General features: G+C 72.5%; 13 protein-coding genes. 3 read left to right on the top strand and 10 right to left on the bottom strand.

From position 1 onward, the window contains the following. Nucleotides 1–99: 99 nt before the first annotated feature. Entirely contained in the window at nucleotides 100–1,695 is a 1,596-nt protein-coding gene (locus tag ACO2Q3_RS20400; protein ID WP_423309971.1) for an ATP-binding protein, read from the bottom strand. A gap of 31 nt (nucleotides 1,696–1,726) precedes the next feature. Further along, entirely contained in the window at nucleotides 1,727–2,458 is a 732-nt protein-coding gene (locus ACO2Q3_RS20395; RefSeq protein ID WP_423309969.1) for a response regulator, read from the bottom strand. Between the two features lie 210 nt (nucleotides 2,459–2,668). On the opposite strand from ACO2Q3_RS20395, the gene ACO2Q3_RS20390 reads away from it, so the two are divergent. Further along, a complete protein-coding gene (locus tag ACO2Q3_RS20390) occupies nucleotides 2,669–4,810 on the top strand; it encodes an ATP-binding protein (protein ID WP_423309967.1) in 2,142 nt (713 codons plus the stop codon). Between the two features lie 122 nt (nucleotides 4,811–4,932). Beyond that, nucleotides 4,933–5,325: a hypothetical protein gene (locus tag ACO2Q3_RS20385; RefSeq protein ID WP_423309965.1), complete on the top strand. Its 393-nt coding sequence runs from the start codon at nucleotides 4,933–4,935 to the stop codon at nucleotides 5,323–5,325. Between the two features lie 64 nt (nucleotides 5,326–5,389). Here the strand turns inward: ACO2Q3_RS20385 and ACO2Q3_RS20380 are convergent, their stop codons facing one another. Genes ACO2Q3_RS20380 through ACO2Q3_RS20370 form a run of 3 tightly spaced genes read right to left on the bottom strand, consistent with a single transcriptional unit; the run spans nucleotide 5,390 to nucleotide 7,524 of the window. Further along, nucleotides 5,390–6,058 carry a VOC family protein gene (locus tag ACO2Q3_RS20380; protein WP_423309963.1) on the bottom strand — a complete coding sequence of 223 codons (669 nt, stop codon included), beginning with the start codon at nucleotides 6,056–6,058 and terminating at the stop codon, nucleotides 5,390–5,392. Between the two features lie 24 nt (nucleotides 6,059–6,082). Next, nucleotides 6,083–6,958 (bottom strand): class A beta-lactamase, encoded by an 876-nt coding sequence (gene bla / locus ACO2Q3_RS20375; protein WP_423309961.1) that lies wholly within the window; start codon nucleotides 6,956–6,958, stop codon nucleotides 6,083–6,085. A gap of 2 nt (nucleotides 6,959–6,960) precedes the next feature. Then, on the bottom strand, nucleotides 6,961–7,524 hold the full coding sequence (locus ACO2Q3_RS20370; protein ID WP_423310392.1) for an NUDIX domain-containing protein: 564 nt from the start codon (nucleotides 7,522–7,524) through the stop codon (nucleotides 6,961–6,963). Between the two features lie 117 nt (nucleotides 7,525–7,641). Between ACO2Q3_RS20370 and ACO2Q3_RS20365 the strand changes: the two genes are divergently transcribed. Further along, nucleotides 7,642–8,388, top strand: a complete 747-nt coding sequence (locus tag ACO2Q3_RS20365; protein WP_423309959.1) for a helix-turn-helix transcriptional regulator — start codon at nucleotides 7,642–7,644, stop codon at nucleotides 8,386–8,388. 148 nt (nucleotides 8,389–8,536) lie between these two features. Here ACO2Q3_RS20365 and ACO2Q3_RS20360 read toward each other — a convergent pair whose 3' ends face one another. The 5 genes from ACO2Q3_RS20360 to ACO2Q3_RS20340 are packed head-to-tail and all read right to left on the bottom strand — an operon-like array spanning nucleotide 8,537 to nucleotide 15,032. Further along, entirely contained in the window at nucleotides 8,537–11,494 is a 2,958-nt protein-coding gene (locus ACO2Q3_RS20360) for a tetratricopeptide repeat protein (protein WP_423309957.1), read from the bottom strand. A gap of 10 nt (nucleotides 11,495–11,504) precedes the next feature. Then, on the bottom strand, nucleotides 11,505–12,578 hold the full coding sequence (locus tag ACO2Q3_RS20355) for a MotE family protein (RefSeq protein ID WP_423309955.1): 1,074 nt from the start codon (nucleotides 12,576–12,578) through the stop codon (nucleotides 11,505–11,507). Continuing rightward, nucleotides 12,575–13,306 (bottom strand): DUF6468 domain-containing protein, encoded by a 732-nt coding sequence (locus ACO2Q3_RS20350; RefSeq protein ID WP_423309953.1) that lies wholly within the window; start codon nucleotides 13,304–13,306, stop codon nucleotides 12,575–12,577. The genes ACO2Q3_RS20355 and ACO2Q3_RS20350 overlap by 4 nt, the downstream gene beginning before the upstream one ends. 1 nt (nucleotide 13,307) lies before the next feature. Then, nucleotides 13,308–14,387 (bottom strand): flagellar motor switch protein FliM, encoded by a 1,080-nt coding sequence (gene fliM / locus ACO2Q3_RS20345; RefSeq protein ID WP_423309951.1) that lies wholly within the window; start codon nucleotides 14,385–14,387, stop codon nucleotides 13,308–13,310. A 30-nt stretch (nucleotides 14,388–14,417) separates the two neighbouring features. Further along, entirely contained in the window at nucleotides 14,418–15,032 is a 615-nt protein-coding gene (locus ACO2Q3_RS20340; protein ID WP_423309949.1) for a flagellar basal body-associated FliL family protein, read from the bottom strand. Between the last annotated feature and the right edge of the window lie 68 nt (nucleotides 15,033–15,100).

Genomic DNA, 15,100 nt, shown 5'->3' with positions numbered 1-15,100 from the left:
GGCGCCCGCTACGGCCTGCGACCCTCAGCGTTTCCGGCGGTCCCGGATAAGCCGCGGTGCGGCTTTCCGGGATGACAGTCGAGGCGGTCGAAAACGCCGCTACCGCCCCGCCGCCAGCGGCAGGCTGACCCGCGCGATCAGGCCCGAGGGGGCGTTGGGGCGCAGCACGATGTCGCCGCCGTGGCCGCGGACGATGGAGCGGGCCACCGCCAGGCCGAGGCCGACGCCGTCGGTGGTCAGGGTGCGGGCCGGGTCGGCGCGGTAGAAGGGCTGGAACACCCGCTCCATCTCGCTGGCCGCCAGGCCGGGGCCGGTGTCGACCACCTCGACCACGGCGTGGTCGTCGGCCTGGAACACCCGCGCCTCGGCGCTGTGGCCGTACTTCAGGGCGTTCTCGATCAGGTTGCCGAACACTCGCACCAGGGCGTTGGGATCGCCGTCGACGATGATCGGCCGATCCTCGCCCGACACCGGCACGTCGTCGCCCATCGCCGCCGCGTCGTCGGCCGCCACCTCCAGCACCGAGCGCAGGTCCAGGCGCTCGCGGTGCGAGGGCTCGGACGCGTCGCGGATGAAGGCCAGCACCGCGGTGATCATGTGCTCCATGCGCTCGATGTCGCGGATCACCGGGCCTTTCACGGCCTCGGGCGCGTCCTCGACCTTGAAGCGGATGCGCGCCAGCGGCGTGCGCAGGTCGTGCGAGATGGCCGCGACCATAGCGGTGCGGTCGTCGACGTAGCGTTTGAGACGCTCCTGCATGCGGTTGAAGGCGGCCGCCGCCTTGCCGATCTCGGCGGAGCCGGACAGGGGCAGCCCCCCCTGGCGCGGGTCGCGGCCCAGATGCTCGGCGGCCTCGGCGAAGGCGCGGATCGGCGCGGTGATCCGCCGGCTGAACAGCCAGCCGCCCAGGCCGATCACCACCAGGCAGGCGACCAGCCACAGCAGCACGCGCAGCTGCCAGGCGTTGGGGAACGGCTCCTGCGGCGTGGACACCACCAGCCAGCGCCCGTCGGCCATCTGCGCGCCGGCCTGGAAGTCGCCGACGATCGGCATGCGTTCGAACGCCCGCGGCCCGCCGCCCTGGGCTTCGAAATAGCGGTAAATCGGGCCGCGATCGTCCGGCGGAGGGCCCCCGGCGGCTTGGCCCGGCGCAGGTCCGGGCGCGGGCGACGGCGCGCCCTCCCCACCGGCCAGGCGGCCAGGATCGAAGCCCTGCGGCGGCGCGCCCGCCCCGACCGGAACGCCCGGCGGCGGCCGGTCGCCGTCGCGCCGCTCGCCGTCGCGGCGGCGGAACTCCCGCGCCGGCAGCACCGCCAGGCCGCCCATGATGTCCGGGCCGAAGCGCTGCGAGGGATGCGTCTCCACCAGGGCCACCTTCTCGGCGGGCATGCCCAGGTCCTGCGCCAGCATGGCGTGCAGCGGCCCGCCGCCGTGGCGATGGGGATCGGGATTGCGCGGCGCGGCGGGCTGGATGCGCCGCACCAGGGTCTTGCCCTCGCGGCTGGTCAGCGGGCCGCCCTTGAGCGCCGCGGCGACGTCAGCCACGCGCCAGATCGTCGGCCGCGGCGGCGGCAGCAGCACCACCACCAGGAAGCTCAGCGCATTGGCCACCACCACGGCGACCAGCAGCAGGGCCATGATCTGCAGCGCGATCGGCGCGCCGGCCAGGCGCACCTTGCTGGTCTTCACATCCACCGGCCTCGCCCCCGAACGCCGCTGCGGGCCGTCAGGCCCAGGGCCGCATGACCTGGGCGTTCAGAAGGTAGCCCGCCCCGCGATAGGTGGCGATCACCTCTTCCGGGTCGCTGTCGGCGGCGCCGGCCTGCAGCTTGCGGCGCAGGCGGCTGATCTGCACGTCGACCGAGCGGTCGAACACCTCGGCCTCGGGGCCCCGGGCCAGGGTCAGCAGCTTTTCGCGCGAGAGGATCTGGCGCGGATGCTCCAGGAAGGCGCTCAGCAGCGAGAATTCCCCGGCGGTCAGCAGGATGGTCTCACCGTTCGGCGCGCGCAGGCGGCGGCGCACGGCGTCCAGGGTGAAGCCGCGGAAGCTGATCTGGCCGCCGCGGCGCGGGCGCGCCTCGCCTTCCTCGTGCCGGCGCAGCACCGCCTTGACCCGGGCCAGCAGCTCGCGCGGATTGCACGGCTTGCCCAGGTAATCGTCAGCGCCGAGTTCCAGGCCGACGATGCGGTCGACCTCGTCGCCCATGGCGCTGAGCATGATCACCGCCGGGCCGTGCGCGTCGACGATCCGGCGGCACAGCGACAGGCCGTCCTCGCCCGGCATCATCACGTCCAGCACCACGATGTCGATGTCGCCGCCGGACAGGGCCCCGTCCGCCTCGGCGGCGTTGCCGGCCTGCAGCACGGTCAGGCCGTGCTGTTGCAGATAGGTAGCGACGTTGGCGCGAAGTTCCGCATCGTCGTCGACGATCAGGACACGGGCGGTAGCATTTGACATCTGGCTTCGACCAAGCTGGCGTTTCATGAAGTGATAGCTCCGCTTGTCACCCAACTGTGGCGTGCGGATCGCAGGCGCGCCACATTCGGTCATCTATCTACTGGAAGGGCTGCAACAAATCTCCCTGACAGCTTGCCTCGGGCGCGCTCATTAACCGGGACTTCAAGAGAAGCGGCGCAGAATTGCCCTGGAGTGGGGAGATCAGCCGAATTGTCTCAGTGGCTCGATGACGGGCTCGACGAGCTGGCCGCGAGCGCCCAGCAAGGCTACGCCCTGCGCATGGTCATCCTGCTGGGGGTGGCCGCGCTGGCGTCGCGCATCGTCGCGCCGGCGCTCTCCGCCGACTGGGCCATCGTCGTCGCGGGCCTGGAACTGTGGGGCTGGTTCGTCACCCGGGCGCAGTATCGCGGCCAGAAGGTCAGCCAGGGCCGGCGCCTGCACCACCTGATCAACGTCGCCATCACCACCAGCGCCTGGACCGGCATCGCCACCCTGATGTGGGCCTCGGGAACCAAGGAGGGCGGCATCAGCGCCGTCATCCTGTGGCTGAGCGTGGTGTTCTTCGCCCAGACCCAGGCCTACCAGTCTCCCGCCGGCTTCGTCGCCGCCGGGGTGACGCCGGCGCTGTGCATGGTCGCGGGCATCGCCTTCACCCACAATCCGCTCGGCCTGGACCTGATCCCCGTGTGCGGCATGCTGCTGCTGGCCGTGACCTTCGCCGCCGACGGCGTGCGCCGCATGCTGACGGCGCGCAACCGCTACCTCGCGGCCGAGGCGCAGACGAGGCTCAGCGAAGCGCGCTACCGCATGCTGGCCAACAACATCACCGACGTGATCAGCCAGCAGGGCATCGACGGCAGCCGCGGCTACATCTCGCCATCCATCGAGCGGGCGCTGGGCTATACGCCGGAATTCCTGCTGTCGACGCCCAACTACAGCTTCGTGCACGAGGACGACCGCGATCGGGTGCGCGCCGAGGTCGCCGCCCTGAAGGCCCCGGGCGACGAGATCACCACCGAATACCGGGTGGTCCGCGCCGACGGCCAGGTGATCTGCGCCGAGACCAGCTTCCGCGTGGCCGAGTCCGACGACGGTTCGCTGCACGTGGTGTCGATCTCGCGGGTGATCGATGCGCGCAAGGCGATGGAACGCGAGCTGATCGAGGCGCGCGAGCGCGCCGAGAGCGCGGCGGCCGCCAAGTCCGACTTCCTGGCCAACATGACCCACGAGCTGCGCACGCCGCTCAACGCCATCATCGGCTTTTCCGGCATCCTCAAGGCCTCGCCCAGCCTCTCCGCCGAGGACGCCCGCCACGCCCACCTGATCAAGGAGGCGAGCTCCACCCTGCTGGAGATCGTCAACAGCGTGCTGGACTTCTCCAAGCTGGAGGCCGGGGCGGTCGAGCTCGATCCGCAGCCGTTCGCCCCCCTGGCCGAGGCCGAGGGGGTGGCGGCGCTGGTGGGCGAACAGGCGGCGGCCAAGGGCCTGGCGCTGACGGTGATCGCCGACAGCGAGATCCTGCCGCTGGTCGGCGACGGCCCGCGCCTGCGCCAGGTGCTGCTGAACTTCCTGTCCAACGCGGTGAAGTTCACCAGCCAGGGCCAGGTCACGGTCACCGTCTCGCAGCGTCCGGACGGCGCGCTGCGCCGGCTGCGCGTGGCGGTGCGCGACACCGGCATCGGCGTGCCGGAGGACCAGACCCGACATCTGTTCGAGCGCTTCACCCAGGGCGACGTCTCGGTCTCGCGCCGCTTCGGCGGCACGGGCTTGGGCCTGGCCATCTGCCGGCGCACCATCGAGATGATGGGCGGCGAGATCGGCGCCGACAGCGTCGCGGGCGAGGGCTCGACCTTCTGGTTCGAGGTCAGACTGCCGCTGGCCGAAGGCGACGTCACCGCCCCCCGCGCCGCCGAGGCCGAGGCCGTCGACCTGGACCGGCCGCTGCGCCTGCTGCTGGTCGAGGACGTCGCGGTGAACCGCGAGCTGGTGCAGACCCTGCTGCGCCCGTTCGACATCGAGATCGACACCGCCTGCGACGGGGTCGAGGCGATCCACGCGGTGGAGACCAAGGCCTTCGACCTGATCCTGATGGACGTGCAGATGCCGGTGATGGACGGCCTGACCGCCTCGCGCCGGATCCGCGCCATGGGCTGCGCCACGCCGATCGTGGCCATGACCGCCAACGTCCTGCCCGAGCAGGTGTCCAAGTGCCGGGAAGCCGGCATGGACGACCACATCGGCAAGCCGATCAACCCCGCCCGCCTGCTGGAAGCCATCGGCCGCTGGACGGCGCCGGCCGAGGACGGATCGGGCGGCGAAGGGGCGGCCGACGACGAGGCGCTGTCGGCCTAGCCGGCTGCCTTGGCACGGCGACGTTTCAGCCCGGTCACCCGATCCGCCTAGCTTTCGCCGCGGGATGCGCCCACATAGCGTGTCAGCGTCCGGCCCCAAGGGGCCAACCGATGGAGTGCGCCATGCGCCGCGTTCTGGGCCTTGCCCTCGCCTTCAGCCTGTCGATGGGCGCGGCCGCCCTGGCGCAGGAGGCGATCCCGACCGCCGGCGGCGCCCAGTCCAACGTCAGCCCGCACACCGCGGCCGGCCCGGCCGGCGCCGACGCCGACCTGCAGCCCTACGACGAGTTCGCCGACGGCCCGCTGGGTCCGAAGATGGGTCCGTGCGGCCCGCTGGAGACCGCCGACGGCAAGCCCGACCACAGCGCCCACGGCGAGATCCACGCCGGCGTCGGCACCCACGGCTATCGCAACATCGGCGGCGCCGTGTGCAAGCCGATCGGCGACAACGGCGCCATCGCCATCGCCATCGACAAGACCGACGGCGACTACGGCTACGGCCGCCGCTGGCGCTAGGTCGCTCCACGCAAGGTCACGGCTCTCGCCCGCCCGTGGGAGAGCGCCCTGACCCGGCGTCCACTCAATCATGCCGCGCCGGTTCGAGCCGCTCCACGCCCGGAATGAAGATGAAGAACACCCCGCGTCCGTCGGGGTCTTCGAGCATCAGGCTCAGCTGGCCCTCGTCGTCGCCCAGCAGGCCGCGACGCACCTTCAGGCCCTCGCGCTCGGCCAGGGCGGCCACCGCGGCCACATCGCCCTGCCAGAAGATCAGCTGGGTTCCCGCCGGGTCGAGGTAGCCCTGATAGAGGCAGATCCGGCCGTGGCCGCGCTGCAGCGTCAGGTGCCGCTGGGCGATGTCCCCGCCCGCCGCCTCGAAGCCCAGCCGTCCGTAGAAGGCCGCCGTCCGCGCGATGTCGGCCACGTCGAGGCTGAGCTCGTACCAGCCGAGCACCGGATCGTACGGCGCCGCAGCCCCCTCGCTGTCCTCGCCGTCCGTGCGGGCGGCCTCCACCAGTGCGGTCCCGTCGGGGTCGACCTGGCCGGCTGCCCCGTCGCCCGGCGCGAACGCCAGCGCCGTGCGCCCGGCCGCGCCCGCCCCGGCGGGCGCCAGCGCCAGCCGGCAGTCGCCGCGGGCCAGCCGAACCTCCCCGGGCGCACCGTATGGCGCGAAGCCCAGGCTGCGATAGAAGGCCTCCAGGGCGGCGACATCGCCGCTCAGCAGTCTTGTCTCGAATCCGCCCAGCCGCATGGCGTCGCCTCCTCGAAGGACAGTCTACGCCATCGCCGCGATCAGTCGCCCCACGTCCGCATGCACGGCCTCGATCGCCGGCCGTGGCTGGGTCGAGCCCTGGCAGTAGAGGGCGGCGAGGATCGGCGGACGGCCGCCGGGGGGCCAGAGGATCGACAGGGTGTTGGTCGAGCCATTGTCGCCGGTGCCGGTCTTGTCGCCGGCGCTCCAGCCGGCGGGCAGACCCGCGCGGATGCGGGCGCCGGCGGTCTGGCAGGCGCGCATCCAGCCGACCAGGCGCTGGCGGCTGGCCGGGCTCAGCGCCTCGCCCAGCAGCACGGTCCGCATGTCGCCCAGCATCGCGTCCGGCGTGGTGGTGTCGCGAACGTCGCCGGCGATCGCCGTATTGAGCGTCGGTTCGGTGCGGTCCAGGCGCGTGGTCGGATCGCCGAGGCGGCGCAGGTAGCGGGTGTAGCCGGCCGGCCCGCCCAGGCTGTGCAGCAAGAGGTTGGCGGCGGTGTTGTCGCTGAGGGTGACGGCCGCCTCGCACAGGGCCTCGACGCTGAGCCGGCCTTCGGCCACATGCGCCTTCGCTGTCGGGGCATAGGGTTGCAGGTCGCGCGGCCCGTAGGCGATCTGCCGGTCCAGCCGCTCGGCGCCGGCATCGACCCGCTTCAGCACCGCGGCCGCCAGCATCAGCTTGAAGGTCGAGCACATGGCGAACCGCTCGCCGCTGCGCCAGCCGATGCGGCGCCCCGAGCCGGTGTCCAGCACCGACAGGCCGAGGCGACCGCCGATGCGGTGCTCCAGCTCGGCGAGGCGCGCCCGCACGGGGTCGCCCGCGGGCATCATTCCGTGCCGCAGCGCGGCCGGGGCCACGGCGAAGGCCGGGGCGGCGCCCAGAAGGTCACGACGGCGCATGCTCAGAACAGCTCCGGATGGCGCGCGTGCAGCGCCAGGCTGAGGGCCAGGGTCTTCAGATCCTCGATCTCGCCGGCTTCCACCTTGCGCCAGAGCTCGGCCAGCGGCAGCTCGACCACCTGGATGTGCTCGTGTTCCTCGGCCAGCCCGCCGCCCTCGGCCACCCGGTCGGCGGCGGCGTAGGGCGCCAGGAACAAGCTGGAGCGCTCGGCCGAGACGCCGGGCGAGCACCAGACCCTGGCCACCGGCTCCAGCGCGGTCAGCGCCAGCCCCGCCTCCTCCATGGCCTCGCGGCGGATAGTCTCGTCGGGCGCCTCGTCGCCGTCGATCATCCCGGCGGGGGCCTCGAACAGCGGCTCCGGCTCTCCCGCCAGCAGCAGCGGCGTGCGCGGCAGGCGCACCATCAGGGCCACCTTGCGCGCCGCGTCGTACGGCAGAACGCAGGCCGAGCGGCCATGGTCCTCGACCTCGCGGTCGTGCCGCGCGCCATCGGCCTCCTGCAGGGTGACGACATGGATCCTGATGTAGCCCTCGCGGGCGAGACGCACGGAGACGACCTGGGTCATGACCGCCAAGGGCCCGATCCGCCGACCGCCCGCAAGAGGGGAAATACGCCACCTGGGATGACAGCGGTCGGTCCTGCTGACACTATGCTGTCAGGACGTTCCAGCTAGGCTCCTGACATGCGACGGACAGAACGCCTTTTCCAGATCATCCAGATCCTCCGCGGCGCCCGCGCCCCGGTGACCGCCCAGGCCATGGCCAGCGAGCTGGAGACCAGCCTGCGCACCATCTACCGCGACGTGGCCGAGCTGCTCGCCCAGCGGGTGCCGATCCGTGGCGAGGCCGGGGTCGGCTACATGCTGGACCAGGGCTTCGACCTGCCGCCGCTGATGTTGACGCCGGACGAGATCGAGGCGGCGGTGCTGGGCGCGCGCTGGGTGGCCGCGCGCGGCGATCCGGCGCTGAAGCGCGCGGCGCGCGACCTGATCACCAAGATCGGCGCGGTGATCCCCGAGCATCTGCGCCCGTTCCTGCTGGAGCCGGCGCTGACCACGCCGGAAAGCCCCTGGCAGGTCGAGGATGCGGTGGACATGAGCCGGGTGCGTTCGGCGATCCGCGGCCAGACCAAGATCGTGCTGCTGTACCGCGACGAGGCCGACCGCGAGACCCGCCGCACCGTCTGGCCGATCGCCGTGGGCTACTACGAGACCGTGCGGATCATCGCCGCCTGGTGCGAGCTGCGCCAGGACTTCCGCCACTTCCGCACCGACCGGGTCAGCCAGGCCGAGTTCCTCGAGGAGCGCTATCCCGGCCGCAAGGCGGTGCTGCGCGCCGAGTGGCGCAAGAAGTCGATGACCCAGGGCGACGGCCGCCTGCGCGACCCCCTGGCCAACCGCTGGACCGATCGCGCGCGGATGAGCGCTTAGGGCGCTTGCAGCCCCCTTCCCCGCCTTCGGCGGTACTTCCCCCAAAGGGGGAAGAGAGACATTGCCTGGGCCCGCCTGGTCCGTTCTCTTGCCCCTCCGGGGGAAGTCCCCGCGAAGCGGGGGATGGGGGCTCCAGCGAAGCGCCGAGCTAGCCCTTGGTCGCCGGCGCGGTGGCGGCGGCCTGCTTCACCGGCGCGGCCGGCAGGGGCGGCGGCGGGTTGCGGAAGCGGTCCTTCATCTTGGCCACCCAGCCTGAGAACGCCTGGTTGTCGGCGGTGATGCGGCCTAGATCGGCCACCGAGACGCGCGAGGCGGCGATGCCGGTGAGGGCCACGCGCAGGGCGTCCGGGTTGCGGGTGGAATCGACATAGGGACCGTAGTGCTCGCGCAGCCGGCCAAGGCCGGCGTCGTCGCCGGCCAGCGAGAAGGCCACCCCGGCGCGCAGCAGCTTGCCCTCGTCGTCGGCCGACAGCGGCCCGCCCAGCTTGTAGCGCTCGCCCAGCATCTTCTCGAACAGGCCGCCGGCCTCGGCCCAGGACTTCTGCCGCCAGGCGATCTCGGCGCGGGCGTCGTTGGCGTCGGGGGAGGGATCGGTGCCCAGCATCTCGCTGGCGTCGTCGTAGCGGCCAAGCCCGGTCAGGGCGCGGGCGGCGATGATCCGCCGCTGCAGGTTCAGCGCCTGCGGCAACACGGTGGAGCGCGTGGCGTTGATGGCGTCCAGCGCCTGCTCCGGCTGCTTGTCCATCAGGTAGATGGTCGCCAGGTCGGTGGCCACCTGCGCCTTGGGCACCCCGTCCAGGCGGTTGTCCACCTGGTACTTCAGCAGGTCCTCCGCCTGCGGCAGCAGGTCGACGTCCACCAGCCGGCGGGTCAGCTTGCGAACCATCAGGTCGCCATCGGAACCCAGCGGGGTGAGCTCCTTGAAGTCGTAGAACAGCGCCAGGGCCTGGATCGGCTGCAGGCCGTCGGCCTGGCCGTCGAGGAACAGGCTGCGGAACGCGGCGTCGAGATCGGCCTGCAGCTGCGCGGCCTCGGGCGAGTCCGGCAGGCGTTGGCCGGCCGAGCGCAGCGCCTCCAGCGCCTCGCGGTAGCGCCCCTGCGCCAGGTAGAGCTGGCCCAGGGTGCGGATGGTCTCCAGCTCGAACGAACCGCCGCGCCAGCGATAGCGCAGCTGGTCGTAGACCTCGGCCGCCTTGGCCGGCGGCAGGGCGCCGCGGTCGTACTGGATCTTGGTGACGTGCAGCAGGGCCGGGCCGGCGATGTCGTCGCTGGCGGCGGTGGCCAGGGCGCGGAACATGCCCAGCGCCTTGTCGGTATAGCCCTCGGCCTCGAACAGGCGCGCCTGCAGCACCCGCGCGTCCAGCTGGTCGTGCACAGAGGTGGTGTTGGCCAGGGCGAAATCGATCCAGGCGCTGGCCGCGCCGTTGTCGCCCAGGGCCATGGAGGCCTGCGCGCCGGCCTGGCCGAAGCGGGTCTTCCAATAGGGCGAGAACTGGTTGATCGCCGAGGCGCCGGCGGCGAACTCGCGCTTGGCGTCGGCCCAGCGGCTCTGCTTGGCGGCGACATAGCCGCGCCAGTTGGCGGCGGCGGCGTTGTCGGCCAGCGCCGGCACGCCCAGGTCGTTCTGCGCCTCGGCATAGCGGCCGGCCATCACCCGGGCCATGCCGCGCAGGGCGCGGAACTCGGCGTCCGAGCCCAGGTACTGGTGCTGGCGGATGGCGTCGTTCAGCACGCCGATCGCCTCGAACGACAGCTGCGAGCCGACGAGGAACCGCGCCAAGCCCAGGTGCGCCTGCACCGGTCCGACCTGGCCCTTGGCCTCCTCGGCCGCCACCGGCTCCATCAGGGCGTCGTATCGGGCCAGGAAGCCGCCCGGCCCGGTGCGCGACCAGTCGTCGTCGATCAGGCCGGGCATGGCCGCGGGCGCCGGGGCGTCCATGGCGTAGGTCAGGGCGCGGCGCGCGGCGCTGGCGGGTGACAGGGTCAGGCCGTGCGGGCGGCCCAGCTTCACGAAGTCGCCGTCGAACGCCACGGTGACGTCGTCGGCGTTGGGGACCACGGCCATGCCCTGGGCCGAGGCCAGCACGTCCATCTGCACCAGGTCGTGCTCGGCATTGACGCCCTTGGCCGGCCCAAGCGCGGTGACCACCGCCATGCGGTCGCCGGCCCCCGGATCCTCGATCCAGTAGACGCCGGTGGCGCCCGAAAGGTTGGCGCGCAGGCCGACCGGACCGTCGTCGTCGGCCTGGGTCAGGTTCACCGGCGCGGTGGGCGTGGGGTCGTAGGGCGCCAGGGTGACCGACCAGGTCGAGCCCTGGGCGTCGGCGACGAAGGCGATCGGCGCACGGGTGGTGATGCGCACGCCCGTCCAGCCGGGCCCCTGCACCGCCTGCACGTCGGAATATTGCGGCAGGCCGCGCTGCACCTGGCTGAGGTCGATGCGCGCCTGGGCGTCGAACACGATCCAGATGGCGTCGGCTCGCCGGAACACCGCCGCCCCCAGCGGCCGGGCCCAGGTGAAGTCGAAGCGCACCTGCGCGCCGGTGGCGGTGGCGGTCATCGGCACCACGCCGCTGGCGGGGACCGGGTTGGGCCGGTTGGGCGAAGGCAGCTGCGAGACCGGCGCCGGCGCGGCGGCGTCGGGGGCCGCGGACGCGCCCGGCGCGGCGCTGGCCAGGGTTGCGGCCGGCGGCGGGGCCGCCTTCTCGAACAGGTTCAGGTATTCGGCGCCGTCGGCGTCGCCCAGCTTGACGTCGGCGTTGTCGGCCAGGGTCAGGGTGAGGGTCAGCACCCCGCCGTCGTGCGAGGCCTGGGCCGACTTCAGCCACTTGGGCGGGGTCTGGCGCAGCACGGCCATGTCCGGCCGGGCGTCGCGGCTGAAGCGCAGGGTCAGCACCTGGCCGTCGCGGCGGCTGGTGACCCGCGCGCCCCCCGCCCAGTGGAACTCCAGGCGTGAGAACTGTTCGGCCTGGGCCACACGGATGTCGAGCGGCGAGCCCGGCCTGATCGGGACCTCGGCCAGGGCCGGAGCGAATCCTGGCGGCGCCGCCGCCATGACGATGCTGGCGGCGGCGACCCCGGACCGAAGGGTCGCGCGCAGGCGCATGGGCGGGCGCCTAGCCCGACTTGCCGGCCGCCGGGGCGGCGGCGGGGGCGCCGGCCGGCGGCGTAGCCGGCTTGGCCGCGGGCGCGGCGGGCTTGGCGGCGGCGGCCGGGGTCGGCGCCGGCTTGGCGGCCGCGGCGCTGGCCGGGGCGGCGCTGTTCTGGGCGGTGGCCTGCGGCTTGGCCGGCGCGGCGGCGGCGGTGGCTGGCGGCGCCTTGGGCCTGGCGGCGGCCTGGCGGCGCGGCTTGGGCCGCGGCGGCGCGGCGGGCTTGGCCGGCTTCTCGGGGGTCGGCTGGGCCTGGGCGACCTGGGCCGGCGGCTGGGCGACCGGCGGCGGCGCGGCCACGGGCGGCGGCGCGGCCTGGGCCGTCTGGGTGGGGGCGTTGACCGCCTGGCGGCCGGCGGCGACGGTCGCGGCGGCGGCGTTGTAGCGCTGCGCCAGCAATTCGGTGAGCTTCTTGGCGTCCGCCGGCGCCATCTGCGCCAGGATCGCCGACAGCGCCCGCTCCTTCATCTTCGCCGCGATCGGCAGGCGCACGGCGTCGTCCAGCAGGGTGAAGCGGGCGGCCGCGTCCTTGGGCTTCATGCCCTCGTAGACCTTCACCAGCCGGTCCTGGTCGGCCTGCTGCTTGGCGTCCATCTGGCCCAGCAGCCCGTTGACGTCGGCCTTCAGCTGCTCGAGCTGCGCCAGGCGCTGGTCCAGCTTGGCCTGGGCGGCGTTGACCAGCTGCAGCTGGGTGTCCATGCCCTGTTCGCGCTGGTCCAGCTGGCCGCGTCGGGCGCCCAGGCTCTGCAGCACCTGCAGTTCGGCCGGCGACAGCCCGGCTTCCTTGGCCAGCTCGGCGGCGGTGGGGGCGCAGACCGGGGCCGGCTTGTTGGCCACCGGGGCGACCGAGGCGGCGCTGGCGGCGTCGTCGCCGCCGACCTTGTCGGCCGCCGACTTGGCGGTCTTGGCCACGCCTTCGGCGAAGGCGCGGGCCGAGCCCAGGGTCGCGCCGAAGTCGCCGGCGCCGGCGACCAGCTTGATGGCCAGGACGCCGCCGATGGTCACGGCGACCAGGGGCAGGATGCGGGGAATGCTCTTCAACGGCGGGCTCCGAGGCCGAGGTCGGCGCGGGCGGCGCTGCGCGCGGCGCCTTCGTCGAACAGGTCGTCGTCGACCCGGGCGCGCGAGCGGACGGGATCGGGCTGATAGGCGGGGACCGGCGGCGGGGCGGCGGCCAGGCGGGCGCGAAGGCCCTCCAGGCGCGCCTCGAACGGACGGCGCTGGGCGGCCGGCTCATCTTCCAGGATCAGGTCGTCGCGGATGTCCTGCGCGGCGAGCCGCTCCAGCAGCTGTTCGGCCCGGCGCTCGAAGCGCCCGCCCGGGCGGGCTTCGAAGCGGGCGTCGGACCGGGCCTCCAGCCGGGGCTCGGCGCGCAGTTCGGCGCGATGATCGGCCCTCGCTTCGGACCGGGCTTCGGACCGGGCTTCGGCGCGGGCGTCCGCCCGCCCGTCGGCGCGGGCGCGGGCCGCGGTGGGCTCGGGCATGGCGGCGGCGCGGCCGATCGAGACGTCCAGCTTGGCCGAGAGGGTCTTGGCCGTGGCGATGCGGCTGGCCAGGCTCTCGGCGGCCTCGTCGGTGGCGGCGCGCAGATCGGCCAGGCCCTGTTCGGCGCGCGCGGCGGCGCGGTCCAGGTCCTGCACGGCGCCGACGAAGGTCGCCTGGCTCTCGCGCAGGGCCTTGAGCCGCCGCTCCAGGCGCCAGCCCATGCCCAGCGCCATGACCAGCAGGCCGCCCAGCAACAGGTTCAGGATCAGAGCCACGGCGCTCATGTCAGCTCCTCTGCACGGCGCGCTTGGCGGCGGGCGACAGCGGCGCCTCCACGCGCACGGCGATGTGGTGGTTGCGCCGGCCCATGCGGCCGCGGGTCAGGGGGATCTGGCCGGCCCGCAGCTCCACGAGGCTGTCGGGCGTGGCGTTCAGCATCAGGGTGTCGCCGACTTCCAGCTCCAGCACCCGGCGCAGGTTGACCTGCTGCTCGTCGAGCACGGCGCGCACCTCCATCTGCGTGGTCCACAGCTCGGTGGCCAGGTGGCCTTCCCAGATGTTGTCGCGGCCGAACTTCTCGCCCATGAACTGCTGCAGCAGCATCTTGCGGATCGGTTCGAGCGTCGCGTAGGGCAGCAGCAGCTCGATGCGGCCGCCGCGGTCTTCCATGTCGATGCGCAGCTTCACCAGGATGGCGGCGTTGGCCGGCCGGGCGATGGCGGCGAAGCGCGGGTTGGTCTCCAGCCGGTCGAGGGTGAAGTTGACCTTAGTCAGCGGCTCGAACGCGGTCTTGGCGTCGTTCAGCACCACCTCGACCATCCGCTGCACCAGCACCCGTTCGATGGTGGTGTAGGGCCGGCCCTCGATGCGCATCGCCGCGGTGCCGCGACGCCCGCCCAGCAGCACGTCGACGATCGAATAGATCAGGTTGGAATCGATGGTCAGCAGGCCGTAGTTGTCCAGCTCCTCGGCCAGGAACACCGACAGGATCGCCGGCAGCGGGATCGAGTTCAGGTAGTCGCCGAAGCGGATCGACGAGATGTTGTCGAGGCTGACCTCGACGTTGTCGCTGGTGAAGTTGCGCAAGCTGGTGGTCATCAACCGCACCAGGCGGTCGAAGACGATCTCCAGCATCGGCAGGCGCTCGTACGAGACCAGGGCCGAGTTGATGATCGCGCGGATGCCGTTGCGCTCGCCCGAGTCGTCCTCGGCCATGTCGAAGCCGAGCAGGCTGTCGATCTCGTCCTGGTTCAGGATCCGCTCGGCGCCCATCATCGGGTCGTCGCCGGCGTCGCCCCAGGCATCGGGGCTGGCGCCGCCGTCGGCAGCGTCGTCACCCAGAGGAGGAAGTTCGTCGTCGGCCATGCGGTGTTCGCTTCAGCCAGGCCTTGCGGCCTAGTTGATCAGCATCTCCTCGATCAGGACGGCGTTGACCTTGTTGGGGGCCACCACCAGGTTCACCCGGCGCAGGATCTCCATGCGCAGCTGGAAGCTGCCCTGGCTGCCGGACAGGTCCTCGGGCCGCAGTTCGCGCAGGAAGCCCTGGAACATGTCCTGGATGCGCGGCAGCTGCGGGGTCAGGGCGTCGGCGGTGTCGTGGTCGGGCAGCTCGAAGGTCAGCTTCAGCTTCAGGAACGTCGACTTGCCGTCGGCGGTCTGCATGTTCACGACGATGTCGGGCATGGTGAAGAACACCACCCCGTCCGGGCCGTCCTTGATCTGCGGCGCGGTCTTGTCGTCCTTGCTGGCTTCCTTCTTGTCTTCCTTCTTGGGCTTCTCGTGCTTCTTGGCCGCGTGCGGGTCTGGCTTGGGCGCCAGGAAGAAGAACGCGGCGGCGCCACCGCCGCCGAGCACCACCAGGGCCGCGGCCGCGCCGATCAGGATCAGCTTGAGAGGGAGCTTCTTCTTGCCGCCCTCTTCGCCGCCCTCGCCTTCACCTTCGACCGTGGTCTGGTCTTCGGCTTCAGCGTCGGCGGGCTTGTCCTTGCCTTTCGACTTGTCCTTCGCCACGCGTGCGATTCCTTGAGAGTAAGTCCCCGTGTGATCGCCCGAAGCTGGTTAACGATCGGTTCATTCGT

It is taken from the genome of Caulobacter sp. KR2-114, assembly GCF_049446115.1.
Lineage (GTDB): Bacteria > Pseudomonadota > Alphaproteobacteria > Caulobacterales > Caulobacteraceae > Acaudatibacter.
Note: the sequence above shows the minus strand (reverse complement) of the source record. Positions and strands in the feature narration are given on the sequence as shown.

Coding starts and splice junctions, on each gene's coding strand:
- ACO2Q3_RS20395 (WP_423309969.1), bottom strand. CDS start 2,458: ATGTCAAATGCTACCGCCCGTGTCCTGATCGTCGACGACGATGCGGAA.
- ACO2Q3_RS20385 (WP_423309965.1), top strand. CDS start 4,933: ATGCGCCGCGTTCTGGGCCTTGCCCTCGCCTTCAGCCTGTCGATGGGC.
- ACO2Q3_RS20380 (WP_423309963.1), bottom strand. CDS start 6,058: ATGCGGCTGGGCGGATTCGAGACAAGACTGCTGAGCGGCGATGTCGCC.
- bla (WP_423309961.1), bottom strand. CDS start 6,958: ATGCGCCGTCGTGACCTTCTGGGCGCCGCCCCGGCCTTCGCCGTGGCC.
- ACO2Q3_RS20370 (WP_423310392.1), bottom strand. CDS start 7,524: ATGACCCAGGTCGTCTCCGTGCGTCTCGCCCGCGAGGGCTACATCAGG.
- ACO2Q3_RS20365 (WP_423309959.1), top strand. CDS start 7,642: ATGCGACGGACAGAACGCCTTTTCCAGATCATCCAGATCCTCCGCGGC.
- ACO2Q3_RS20360 (WP_423309957.1), bottom strand. CDS start 11,494: ATGCGCCTGCGCGCGACCCTTCGGTCCGGGGTCGCCGCCGCCAGCATC.
- ACO2Q3_RS20350 (WP_423309953.1), bottom strand. CDS start 13,306: ATGAGCGCCGTGGCTCTGATCCTGAACCTGTTGCTGGGCGGCCTGCTG.
- fliM (WP_423309951.1), bottom strand. CDS start 14,387: ATGGCCGACGACGAACTTCCTCCTCTGGGTGACGACGCTGCCGACGGC.